The 12810-nt window shown below is 41.9% G+C and carries 7 protein-coding genes; 2 read left to right on the top strand and 5 right to left on the bottom strand.

The features are described 5' to 3' along the window. Nucleotides 1-79 precede the first annotated feature (79 nt). The 4 genes from IKG78_RS09365 to IKG78_RS09350 form a co-directional block, all read right to left on the bottom strand. The gene (locus IKG78_RS09365) at nt 80-1336 is read right to left on the bottom strand and encodes a hypothetical protein (RefSeq protein ID WP_290942660.1); all 1257 of its coding nucleotides are present in this window, start codon (nt 1334-1336) and stop codon (nt 80-82) included. Between the two features lie 39 nt (nt 1337-1375). Next, the gene (locus IKG78_RS09360; protein ID WP_290942658.1) at nt 1376-3025 is read right to left on the bottom strand and encodes a hypothetical protein; all 1650 of its coding nucleotides are present in this window, start codon (nt 3023-3025) and stop codon (nt 1376-1378) included. A gap of 103 nt (nt 3026-3128) precedes the next feature. Next, the gene (locus IKG78_RS09355) at nt 3129-4202 is read right to left on the bottom strand and encodes a DEAD/DEAH box helicase (RefSeq protein WP_290942656.1); all 1074 of its coding nucleotides are present in this window, start codon (nt 4200-4202) and stop codon (nt 3129-3131) included. 1004 nt (nt 4203-5206) lie between these two features. Further along, the gene (locus tag IKG78_RS09350; RefSeq protein ID WP_290942654.1) at nt 5207-5911 is read right to left on the bottom strand and encodes a hypothetical protein; all 705 of its coding nucleotides are present in this window, start codon (nt 5909-5911) and stop codon (nt 5207-5209) included. Between the two features lie 158 nt (nt 5912-6069). Here IKG78_RS09350 and IKG78_RS09345 point away from each other — a divergent pair, with 158 nt between their 5' ends. Then, nucleotides 6070-10566, top strand: a complete 4497-nt coding sequence (locus IKG78_RS09345; RefSeq protein ID WP_290942652.1) for a response regulator — start codon at nt 6070-6072, stop codon at nt 10564-10566. Nucleotides 10567-10572: 6 nt separating this feature from the next. On the opposite strand, the gene IKG78_RS09340 is transcribed toward IKG78_RS09345, so the two are convergent. Next, entirely contained in the window at nt 10573-10944 is a 372-nt protein-coding gene (locus tag IKG78_RS09340; RefSeq protein WP_290942651.1) for a hypothetical protein, read from the bottom strand. A gap of 466 nt (nt 10945-11410) precedes the next feature. Here IKG78_RS09340 and sbcD point away from each other — a divergent pair, with 466 nt between their 5' ends. After that, nucleotides 11411-12808, top strand: a complete 1398-nt coding sequence (sbcD, locus tag IKG78_RS09335; RefSeq protein ID WP_290942649.1) for an exonuclease subunit SbcD — start codon at nt 11411-11413, stop codon at nt 12806-12808. The last annotated feature ends 2 nt before the right edge of the window (nt 12809-12810 follow it).

Here is a 12810-nt window from a genome sequence, read left to right as displayed (position 1 = left end):
TAAAATATAAGAAAATTCAGGGGTAATTTTATAAAACTAAAACTTTATTTTTCTTATTAGATTGTATAGTGAATTTCATCTAGGAACTCTTATGCGCAGCACCTTTATTCGCCATGACTTGAATAATTCTATTTAAGCCGTTTAAATCTGGATTATTTTTTGCTTGTTCTGCAATTTCATCTAACAATTCTTTAACAAATACATTTCCTTTGTTCTCTTGAAAATTTTCCCAGGTTCCAATTAAAGCACTGTACAAAGATTCATCATTGTTGTTTTTTTGTTCAAAAGAATTGAAAAAAACAACAAACTGTTCTTTGATACCATCCCGTAAAGGTTTACTATGATTATATTTATAATCATAAACATAGCCATCAACTATTTTCTTATCATTGTTGATTATCTCAAACAAAGCTCTTTCGAAAACACAACGTATTCCAAGGCCGTCAATAGAAGCAATTTCTGCTAATTTTTTATTCAACAATCGCAAACAAGAATGCACCCCCCTTGACAATTTATCCGCTTTGACCATAGTACAAATAGCGATATCTTCATATACATTTAATGTCAATTCTGAATTCAACCTTTCATGTTCAGAATCAAAAAAAGATAGAATATCATATTTATCAACTATATTTTTGCTTAGCAATTTTTCTATTTCATAATTATAATTTCCCAATAAACGTTTGTTGTATAAAGAATTCTCGTCTAAAGCAGATTCTACAATTATTCGTTGTAAAAGATATGAGTTTATATGTTTTTCATCAAAATTTGCATAGTTTTTAACAATTTTCTCAACAAGTATTGAATTGTTCTCGACAAATTCTTGAACAATATTTTTTGAAGAAAGAAGCAACATCACCTTTTCAGCGTATTCATTCCATTTGTAAGAACCATCTTCGCTTTTTTCATAATCTGATAAAATATTATCTAAAGAATGAATCACTTCTTTAGAAAACGACTTTGCCGGAATATTTTCTTGACTACACTGATTTATATAATCAAAAAAAACAGACTCTTTTTTTTTCTTATAGCAAAGAGGGCCGAATATCATTTTATAACAGAGGCGCAAAAATGAAAAGAAAGCAAAAAAAGCAAAAACATTCCAAAAAAGAGGATATCCTAAATACCATAGGGTAGGCTTGTTAATATAGGGCAAAATATTCGCTACGCATGTAAGAAGAAAAAACAATCCTAAGGAACACCATATTTTCCACCAGCCAATAAATGACATTCTAATTCTATTAATAGGTATTAGTAAATTATAAAATGAAATCAGCAATGCACCTATTGTTAATGCACTTGCCATAGGAATTAAATTGCAATCAATTAACGACATAAGAATCTCATAAATTCGTATTTTTATACAACTTCACTACTATTCGCTATAGTTCTTTTGAGAAGGCCCACTTTCATTTTGGCTTTCCAAAAATTCAATAGCTCTATAACGCCATTGGATGTCTTTTAACATTTTTCCCGATATAGAATGTAATCCTTTTGTTTTAAGAATTTGAACCAGACTTTCCCATCTGCGAACTTGATTTTTTGACGGATAGCTTAATTCCCAAAGCATTTTTTTATATATATAATCATAATTGTCAAAATATTTTTTCCATAAATCAACATCAATTAAATTAATCGACTGTTCTATATAAGGCGTTGCGTGATAAGCTTCCGAATAGCTATTGCCAATATATGTAATTATTAAAACATTCAGCAGCCTTCTTAATAATCCTGAATTGTTTTGTAAATCTTGCTTGAAAGTGCTCCATGAACCGGTTAGAAGATTATTAAGAGTTTGCGCGGGAGCAACTTCATGATAAAAATTATCTTTTTCGAAATGCTTCTTTTCTAGATCAATAATTGCCGGAACAAGCGGGTGAGAAGAAAGGTTTTTCCAATTAGTGTCAACGACATTATATCGATTATCATAATATTCTTTCACTTCCCTCAAAAAAGGATTATCATCTCCGTAATTCATAACTTCAGATTTAAAATAATCCTGCGACAGAGTATTTGGAAAATCGTAATATTCAATTTCCCCTTCTTGAGATTGGAAATATATGCCAACATATCCTCTTGTTTTCCAATCTTGAGTATTTTTCAGCGAATAGAAAGCCTTGTGACGAGCCCCTCCCGAAGTCTTTTGGGATTGCCGCTCGGGATCTCCACTCTCTGTTTGCGGCTCTCTTATTTTCACTATATTATGATAAGATCTAACCCTTCCATCAGTATCAAGGATTGTAACGCCATCATAATCCAACATAGAAAGAAACATTTTTATACTATATTGTTGTCTTAGCAAGTCTTCTGCATTTGCGGAATTAGAATATGCAATAGACAATCCTTCAAATTCCGTTACCTTTTCATCAACAAAATTATCGTCATCAGCCTTCCAATCTGGTTTAACTATTAAGCAAATTGTTCCATGCACAGATTTTCTTGCTTTTTTAAATATTCCGTCCCAATAACGACATTCATCACTCCAATGAAAAGCATTTGCTGAATATTTATGCTTATCAAAATTTTTTGAAAATGATAATCTAATAAAGAAGCGTTCTTCTACATCATCACACAAGACCCGAATGCCTTCATTTACGAATCCTTCTAAAATCAGTGCTTCTGAATGTAGAATTTTACCCTCTAATAACCCCGTATGTTTATAATCAGTGAAAAAAACTCCAAAAGTGATTTCTGTTTCTGATATTTGGTCAATATACAAATCAGCATTTTTCGAACAAAAAATTACAGTTTCCTTAAGCAACCGTTGTATATTCTCATAATCTTTTTCTCCTGTCAATGAGAATCTCTTTATTTCGAAAAAGCAACTTGTTTCTACATTAACATTTTTCTTAAAATCATAACCTAAAGCGATTTTAAAACCAAATACTTTATCCTCTTCTTTGTATGCTGAAATATGCGGCAAAAGTTCATATACAGCATCTAGTAAAGATTGGTTAATTTTATCGCCTAGTATTTTTTTGAAGCGGTCGTTTATATCATCATATTTCAATTCAATAGTTTCCATCTTTTTGTCTCCAAATTACAGCAGTTCAATTTGATCTGTGGTGGTTGCTTTTTTCTTCTTGGGTTTGGGGGTGGGGGATTTTTTGAGGAGTTTGCCGGTGTCATCAACGAGGTCGGCGGCGAGTTCTTGTTTGTGGCGGTCGTTGTTGAGAATGTTCAACCCACCTGAACAATGCATTTTGGACAAGTATGTCTTCAGATTGAATCTGTTGCGTAAATGATTCTACAGCTGCCTTCAATTCTTCTTTAGACGGAATGCCCTCAGCAGAAATCGACTTCAAGGATTCTTCGATAATCTGGTCGCGTTCAAATTTTTGTCCAAAAAACAACGACGCGACCTTGGCTACAGCATCCTTCCGTTCTTCCGTAGATGTTCCGCTCGCCATAGTCGCAGATGTTCCCATGCAAGTTATATGGTGGGAACATTCTGCCTTTATGCGTCGAATTAGCATCGCAACATCGGCGCCTTGACGCCCCCTGAATGTATGAAGTTCGTCGAACGCAATGTATCTGAGATTCTTGAAAAGAGCCCGTTTGATGGAATCATCACTTTGACGGGTCAAGAGATATTCCAACATCATGTAGTTGGTCAAAAGAATGTGCGGAGGGTTCTCCCTGATTTTCTTTCGGACCTCCTCGGTTTCTTGACCAGTATACTGATTAAACTGGACTGGAAAATCTTCGCCCGTCAAATTCTTGTAGTTCTGCGCGTACTTTTCAATCTCGTTTGTTTGAGAGTTGATAAGGGCGTTCATCGGATAAACAATCAAGCCCGTCACACCTTGCGATTTATCCTTGATTGCGGCATTTATGATTGTTCCAAGAAATGTCAGCGATTTTCCCGAACCCGTTCCAGAGGTAACGGTAAAGTCTCTGCCTTGCGCCCCAAGCCTTAAGGCTTCTTCCTGATGCTTGTAAAGATGGAACCCATTGAAGATTTTGTCCATCTTTGAATCGAGCAAACCTTCGTCAACCAGCTGCTTTAGCGAGCAACCTTCTAGGTAGGACGGATTGAATTGAATCAACGGATCCGGCCACATCGACTTTTCGTCGCCATAGGCTTTTAGGGCTTCCAAGATTTGAGGATCGTCGATGTCAACAAAACTGTTGGCAAAAGACTTGTACTGCGACATAATATCATCGTGCAGCCTAAAAAAATCCTTAGTAGCCTCAACCATAGAAGGGCTCTCCGATATAATAAACAAAAATTGAAAGTTAAATTCGCTAAGGGGATTTTAACGATTTTTATAGAATATAACTTAAAAAATAGAGTTTCTTATGTTACCAAAGACGTTGCTAACCAATTTCTTGCAAACAATTGCATGCAAAAAGAAAATTTTTGGAAAATGTTAAAAAAAACGCCCACGGAACTGTGGGCGATGTTATATGCGAAATGTAACTGGCCCCTGCTCCTTCGAACCTAATTCAACTAGGGCATTAAAGTGCCAAGTTTCATATATCACTTTGTTCAGGGCGACGAACGCGAGCACAACAAATAATGGTTCCTATCGCCTTCGGCTCCAGGGTGACGAGAGCGAGAGGCGAAGCGAATTGCCTGTATGCCGGCCTCGGACGCTTCGGCCCTTCGGCAAGCTCAGGAACCTTATCATCACTTTGTTCAGGGTGACGAGAGTGTGTTCTCGTCAGGATGACGGGTGCGAATGGGCTAAAATAGAGATTCTGAAAATTTAATCGGTTTTAACTTGTCGAGTACTTGCAGGGTACTTGATGGGTGCTTGCTGGGTACATGTCCGGTACTTGTTCGTTACTTGTCCGGTCCGCAAGATTCGGCTGTGCTTTCCCTTCTAGCCATTTTTAAAATAGGTGTTTGTTTTTTAGGAAATAAAAAAGTTCGCCCACGGAAGTGTGGGCGATGTTGTATGCGAAATGTAACTGGATTCCCTCCCTTCGGTCGAGAATGACGAGGCTGGGAGACGAAGCGAATTGCCTGTATGCCGGCCTCGGACGCTTCGGCCCTTCGGCAAGCTCAGGGACCTTATCATCACTTTGTTCAGAGTGACGAACGCGAGCACAAGAAATAACTGGATCCCCTCCCTAACGGTCGAGGATGACGAGGCCGGGAGGTGAAGCAAATTGCTTGTATGCCGGCCTCGGACGCTTCGGCCCTTCGGCAAGCTCAGGGACCTTATTGCCACTTAATCCAGGCCGACAACGCGGATGTTTACTTCTTCTTCGCCGTGCTCTTTTTCGGGGCGGTGAAGTAGTTCTTCATGAACACTTCGAATTCTTCGTCTTCTATTTTGTGCATAACGGAGAGTTTGTCGAAAATCCAGCAAAGTTGTTCGTCGGTTTGGATGGCGATATAGCCGTCCTTGCGGAAAACTTTGAGTTTCAGAAGCCCGCTATCCCAGCGGTTCGAAAGTTTGAAGTCTTCGAGCAGGCGGGAGTGTTCCTTGCAGATGGCGAGTTTGTCCGCAAAAGAATAAATCGGGGCGTAAATGTCCGGGTTGCAGAGGTGCAAGAGTCCGTTGCGCGCGTTTGCCGGGTTCTTCGCGAACTTCTTGGAAGCGAAGTCTTCGAGCTGTTCCTTGATTTCAGAAATCGTCTTTCCGCGAGTTGCAGCCGGGAGCGTGGAGAACTGGTTCAAGATGCCTTGCAAAAAGCTCAGATCCCAGTTTTTGGACGAGGTTCCCGTACCTGCTTTCCAGAGGCCTGCGTTGCCTTTGGACGTGTTCGCGATTTCGTAAAGTGCGGTTGCTTGCGGCGCAAATTCGGAGCCGTTAGCGGGGGCGGCTGGGATTGCCTCGACGGTTTCGCCGAGGAAATTCTCAGCGAGGAATTGGTCGAATGCATCGTAGATTGCTTCTTTGCCCGGTACTTTAAAACGGGGGGCGTTGCTTGCCTTGAGTTCTTTGATTGTTGCCATTCGTTATCCTTTTTTACTTTTTTCTTATTTAAATATACACAGAAAAACGACCATGTGAACAATGGAATCGCTTTTTTTGGTGACGTTTATCGCATGTTTTTTGGAAAGAATGTTGCATTTTGGCGTTTTTTCATATATTTAAATAGGACGGGGCAAGAATGATAAGTAAAAAAGCGAACCAACAATCTTGGATAGAAAAGAGCAATGCAATTATCGAATCCATCGCTGATGAATTTGATTGTGTTTGCTATGTAGATTTGACGAAAAAGTCCGACGAGGATGATGTTGAAATTTTTCATACGAGTCAATTTCTGGTAACGAGTGTACCGGCGCTTCGTGAAGTGCGTAACCTCGAAAAACGTTTAAATCTTATCTGCAAGAATTTTGTTTGTGCCGAAGATCGAGAATTTTTCACTAAAAGTACTCGTCGCGAAACTATTCTTCAAAATTTTGAAAAAACTCCGCAATACATTGTGCCGTTCCGCTGCGAAATAAAAGGAGCGGAAGTTTATTTTCAAATGGGCTTCTTTGCCGACCGGGACGAATCCGCTGGATTGAAGGGCTTTGTCATGAGGTTGCGCAATGTCGATCGCGACATTCGCTTGAAGCAACGGTACGAACTCGATCGCCACTTGAACGAAAGCATTGTTATGAAATTCGGCGAGCAGGTGGAATCTGTGTTTGTGTTCAACCCGACGAAGAATACGTTTAGGACGCTTTACTGCAAGGAATCGCTCAAGGGTGTTTTTCCTGCGGAAGGCCCGCTTGTACGTTCGCGTGGATTTGTGGCTAGGGAAATGATCTATCCGGCGGATCGTTTGAAAATGCTTGAAGGTCTTAATGTAGATAACGTTGTTGAACACCTAAAGCACGTGAACAGCTTTCGCATTTTATTCCGTGATATTGCGCTTGGGTATGCTCGTTGGTTCGAAGCTCGCGTGATGCGGTTCGATATCGGTGATGATGATGAATTTTTGGTCGGATTTATCAACAAGAACGAAGATGTCATCAATAAAAAGATTAATGAAAAAGTTCGTGACGAGTTTGTAAGTATTTACCTTATCAATCTGGAAGAGAAAATCATTCATGTTGTTCGACGTTCGCCATTCTATGTAGAAGACGATAAGGATATTTTTGAATTTAATGAAGGACTTGAAAAGGCGATAACTTATGTCCATCAAGATCATCGGTATCTGTGGGAAAGATTTCGAGATATTGAACAATTGAAGAGCTTCTTTGCAAAAGAAGATAAATACGAGTTTATTTGCAAGAATATTGGCTATGATAATTCATGTTTTTGGTGTCGTAATGTATTTCGAGTTTTAGATAGGGTCGATGAAGTCCCTGTGACACTTGTGTTGACGTGTTCTTTGGTGGATAGAGACCAGTCCGAAAGACTCAGCATGAGCGAAAAACTTGCGGTTCAGACAAAGGAGTTGGAACGTAACCTTTCGATTATTGATGTGCTCGCGTCTGAATATTCGTCGGTCATGTACGTTAATCTTTTGACATTGGATGCGATTCCTTATACCATGAATCCTCAAGTCCGGCATTATTACGATACAATGGTGAGCGAAAAGACCTCGTATTGGGAGGCGTACCTCAAGTTTGTAAATGACATGGTCTATGATGCGGACAAGCCTAAAATGCTTAAAGCGGGCAGTCCTGAAAATATCAAGACTGTGCTTAGGAACAACAAAACATCTGTGACGCTTTTCCGTTCGAAAGTTACTGGCAAGTTGTGTTACAGCGAAATGAAGTATGTGAAGGTTGACGACGAAAACGAAGAACCGACTGCAATTGTTGTTGCTTTTGCAAACCGTGACGAAGAGGTGGGAACGCGTTTCGTACATGAAAAAATTATGGCGGAATACGATTCGGTTTTGCTTTGCGATTTGTCGAATGATTCCGTCCGAGAAATTGTGCCGTCGCAATCGCTGCGTTTCAACAGCGACGTAGAGCGTTATAGTTGCTCGTACCGCGCTCTCAAAATGGCAACACTTGTCGATTCCGAATACAAGGATGAATGGATTCGCCTTTCGAACCCGGAGTACATACAAAAGCTGCTGTCTAACGAAGACCGTAGGGAATTTGTATTTAAAGTTTCTTCGTTCAAAACGCCATGGCTTAGCTTTATGATGCAGGTTGCGGAGCGGCGAGATGGTGTTGCGACTCTTGTCATCATGACTGTTGTAGCTGTTGACAAGGCTCGTTCCGAACGAATGCAGCTGAACCAAAAGATTGCTGAACAGAAACAAGAACTAGAACGAAACCTTTCGATTATTGAAGCTCTTTCTGCAGAATACACGTCGGTGTATTACATCAACCTCGATACCGAAGAAATTACGTCTTATTCCATGAATAGGACAACGGCGAATTCGTTTGGCGAAACGTTCAAACGCAATATCAAGTATTCTGTAGCGTATTCTGTGTATGTTGATAAGTTTGTCAGTGGCATTTACAAAAATCGCATGATCAAGGCGGGCTCCATCAAGAATATTCGCGAGCAGCTTTCGACCCGCAAGAGTTTCAATACCATGTACGTGAACTTCCTCAACCGCTATTGCGAAATGAAGTTCGTGAAGGTGGGCGATTCCGACAAGCCTAAATTTGTCGCTTTGGGTTTTGCCGATAAGGATGGCGTGCTCCGCAAGGAATTGCAGCAACAGGCTGTGATTCAGGGCCTTGCCGAAGACTTTGACTTGGTCTGTTACATTGATGTTGTGTCGATGCGCGAAAACGTTTACCGCTGTACGGACGTGTTCATGCGAATGTTCCCGAATTGGTCGCAGATTCACGGATTTACGGAACGTTTGGATGTAATTATGAACAAGTTTGTCTATGAAGAAGACCGTGAAAGTTTCTTCAAGCGGACTCGTACAGACGTTATTCATGAAAATCTGAGAATTAAAAATGCGTATTACGTGAACTTTAGGGCGGATGTTTTTGGACATATAGAGTACTGGCAAATTAAGTTTATCTTGACTGCAACGGATCCAGTGCAAATTGTGGCCGGGTTCCATAGCGTTGACGAAGAAACGCGCAAGCAGAAGAAGGACAAGGAATCTCTGGAAAAAGCGCTCCAGATGGCGAATTCGGCAAGCCGTGCCAAGACGACGTTCCTCAACAACATGAGTCACGATATTCGTACGCCGATGAACGCGATTATTGGTTTTACGGGCCTTGCGGCAAGCCACATCAACAACAAAGACCAAGTTACGGATTACCTTTCAAAAATTAAGCAGTCGTCGGAGCATTTGCTTTCGCTTATCAATGATGTTCTCGATATGAGTCGTATTGAATCGGGCAAGATGAGCATTTGCAACCGTCCGGAAAATCTTTCTGATATCATTCATACGTTGAGAGGGCTTGTCCTTGCAGATGTGCGTTCTCGTGAACAGACACTTTTGATTGAGCTTGAAAATATTCACGATGAAATGATTATGTGCGACAAGCTGCGCTTGAATCAAGTGCTGTTGAATGTTGTCTCCAATGCTATTAAATACACGATGCGTAACGGCTCTATCTTGATGAATATTGCCGAAAAGCCTGCGGAAGCGGGGCATGCCATTTACGAATTTCGGGTAAAGGATAACGGAATTGGCATGAGCGAAGAGTTCTTGGGACAAATTTTTGATCCGTTTACTCGCATGAATTCTTCGACGGTGAGCGGAATTCAGGGAACTGGCCTTGGAATGTCCATCACGAAGAACATTGTCGATATGATGGGTGGATCCATCAAGATAACAAGTTCGGAAAATGTGGGAACGGAAGTTCTCATGCAATTCAAGTTTGAAATTTTGCCGAAGGCTGCTGAATATAAGGCTGTGACAAAGGCCAAGGGCTTGCGTGTTTTGATTGTTGACGATAAAATCGAGTCCTGCAAATCGGTGGCGAACTTGTTCGAAAAAGAGGAGATGCGTGCCGACTGGTGTTTGTCGGGTGCTGAAGCTATTCCTTATATCGCGGATGCGATGGCGAAACACGATGAATATGATTTGTTCATTTTTGACTGGAACATGCCTGAAATGAACGGTATCCAGCTTTCGCGTGAAGTTCGAAAAATCGTCGGAGAAAATGTGCCGATAGCCATTTTAACTTCTTACGATTGGATTGAAATTGAAAAGGAAGCGCTTGAAGCGGGTGTAACATCGTTCTTTGCAAAGCCTTTGTTCCCGTCGGATTTGCATCGCATTCTTCTCAAGTTCTACGGGAGTTCGTCTGACAACGATTCTGAAGTAGGCTTGCTATCGAAACAGCCGAAATCGTATGACTTTACGGGTCGAAGAGTGATGCTTGTCGAAGATAACGAGTTGAACCGCGAAATTTCGACCGAGATTTTGGAAGATCTTGGAGTTGAAGTGGTGTCGATGGAATCTGGAACTCTTGCCGTGGAAAAACTGCGGTATTCTTCGGCGAAGCTGGACTTGATTTTGATGGATGTCCAGATGCCGGGCATTGACGGCTACGAAGCGACCCGCCGGATTCGTGCGATGGAGAATAAGGAAATTGCAAATGTCCCGATTATCGCAATGACGGCAAACGCGTTCGAAGAAGACAAGCATGCAGCGATTGAGGCCGGCATGAACGGTCACGTGGCAAAGCCTGTGGATGTCGATGTGCTTTGTGCGACTCTCGCGAAATTTTTCCGTTAGCGGTTCTTACCGTTTTTGAACGCCGTTGTCGAATTCGACGTCGTACCATTTTTCTTCGATGACTTCGTAGTCGGAGCCACCGTTGAAAACGTTTGCGTTGCCATAGACTTCGTAGCCTTTGCGCATTGAAACTGTGCAGGCGAATTTCTCGGAAAGCTGTTTGCAAACCTCGGCGACGTAGGCCTCGGGGATTTTTTTGCAGTACTCTTGGCCGTTGTCGCTTTCGTCGCAAAGACTTACACTCAGGCGGTCGCCGAATTTACGGAGTGCGAAGGAATAGTCTTTGTAGGTGAACAGGGAATTCGATATTGCGGAATATGCGGAGAGTGTTTCCGCATCGCAAAAAACTGAGCCTATGACACTGTATTCGTAATCCATTAATTGTAATATAGTTATTAGGGGAAAGGTTATAGGTTTTAGGTGTTAGGTTTTAGGGGATTAGCGGTAGGCCGTGGACGGTGGTAAGTTAGTTGTAGGGGCGTCATCCTGAACGCAGTGATATATGAAACTTGGCACTTCAGTGCCTTAGTTGAATTAGGTTCGAAGGAGCAGGATCCAGTGAAGCTTTGTAGTCAGTTTGATAAAAACCGATGCCGAAACAAGTCTGGCATGACAATTCCCTCTCACGTTGTCATCCCCGATTTAGTCGGGGATCTCCTTACGCGAAACCTAATAAGTCATCCACGAAGCGGAGGGACGACCTCGAAGGGCGTGCTTCACAGCCAACCACTAACCACTGCTTACTAACCACTATTTTCTCTCTGTCATAATTCGTCATTTACATTTTTTATATTTAAAACGATAAATAAATAGACATAGCAGAAACAAATACAAAGGCGTTTAAATGAAATTTATACATACCGCAGACTGGCATCTTGGCAATATGATGCACGACATTGACCGCACTCGCGAAACGGAAGCGTTTCTCGAATGGCTGAAAACGGAAATCGCAACGATTGGTGTCGAGGCGCTTATTGTGGCTGGAGACATTTTCGATGTGGTGAACCCGTCGAATGCGGCAAAAAAACAGTATTATAAATTCTTGGCGTCGCTCCTTGCGACAAAATGCAGCAATGTGGTTGTTGTGGGCGGCAATCATGATTCGGGAACGCTTCTCGATGCTCCTTGCGAAATCCTTGAGGCGTTGAACATCAAGGTGGTGGGGTCGATCAATAACCGCAATGTCGATGATCTGGTGGTTGAGCTGAAAAACACACAAGGGGATGCAATTGGCATTTGCTGTGCCGTGCCGTTCATGCGGAACTTGGAATTGGAACAGTTTTATAAGTTGCGTGACGAAATGAGCAAGTCTAGCGATAGTTCTTCGGACCGCTCTGGTGATGCTGCGGAAAGTTCAGACGGCGTTGATGCAGGGGATTCCGTTTCGGACGAAGATTTGCTGAAACGCCTTTATGCAGACGTGTATCATCGGGCCGTTGAACTGCGTGGCGACCGCAACATCCCCATTATCGCGACGGGGCATTTGTACGCATCGAACCTTTCGGGCCGCGAAAGCGAAGAATCTACAGAGAATCGCGAGAATGGTGCTTCTTCTGGAAGTGTTTATGATGCTGTTCCCGAAACTTCCATAGACGATGGTGTTCGCGAAGTCATCGGAACGCTTGGCAATGTGGATGTTTCGACGTTCCCGAGCGAACTGGATTACGTGGCGCTTGGACACATCCATTATACGTCCATGGTTGATAAAAATCCGAAGGTATTTTATTCCGGTTCTCCGTTCGTGATGGGCTTTGACGAAGCGAATTGTAAACGTAATGTGCTTGTCGTTGATGCTTTAGCGAATGCGATGCCGACTGTAGAAAAAGTTGAAGTCCCGAAAACGATGCGTTTTGAACAGTTCAAGGGCGACTTGGAAACGCTCCGGAAAAAATTGCGGAATCTTGAAAAAGAACTGCTCGCAAATCCGATGGAAACGTATGTCGATTTGCTTTTGACCTCTGGCGATTTTGTGAGCTTGAATGACGCTCTCGAATCCGAAGAAACTGGCAAGCATTTTGTTGTCAAACGCCATCGCATTTCTCGTGATGTCATGCGGAAAGGTGTCTCGGGTTTTGACGATGGCGTTGAATCGACCAAGCAATACTCGCAAGAAGACTACTTTAGAATGCTCATTGCGTCGAATGTTGAACAAAGTGAAGATTCGGAACAAGTGAAATCGCTATACGATAAGTTTATTGGTTTGTTTAACGAAGCCGTCAACAAGGCTCACGAAAACGTTTAAGG

Source organism: Fibrobacter sp. (assembly GCF_017545445.1).
Taxonomy (GTDB): Bacteria; Fibrobacterota; Fibrobacteria; order Fibrobacterales; family Fibrobacteraceae; genus Fibrobacter.
This window is presented reverse-complemented; position numbering and strand designations above follow the sequence as displayed.

Excerpts from the sequence above, each read along its gene's own strand:
- IKG78_RS09345 (WP_290942652.1), top strand. The coding sequence starts at position 6,070 with ATGATAAGTAAAAAAGCGAACCAACAATCTTGGATAGAAAAGAGCAAT.
- IKG78_RS09355 (WP_290942656.1), bottom strand. The coding sequence starts at position 4,202 with ATGGTTGAGGCTACTAAGGATTTTTTTAGGCTGCACGATGATATTATG.
- IKG78_RS09340 (WP_290942651.1), bottom strand. The coding sequence starts at position 10,944 with ATGGATTACGAATACAGTGTCATAGGCTCAGTTTTTTGCGATGCGGAA.
- sbcD (WP_290942649.1), top strand. The coding sequence starts at position 11,411 with ATGAAATTTATACATACCGCAGACTGGCATCTTGGCAATATGATGCAC.
- IKG78_RS09365 (WP_290942660.1), bottom strand. The coding sequence starts at position 1,336 with ATGTCGTTAATTGATTGCAATTTAATTCCTATGGCAAGTGCATTAACA.
- IKG78_RS09350 (WP_290942654.1), bottom strand. The coding sequence starts at position 5,911 with ATGGCAACAATCAAAGAACTCAAGGCAAGCAACGCCCCCCGTTTTAAA.
- IKG78_RS09360 (WP_290942658.1), bottom strand. The coding sequence starts at position 3,025 with ATGGAAACTATTGAATTGAAATATGATGATATAAACGACCGCTTCAAA.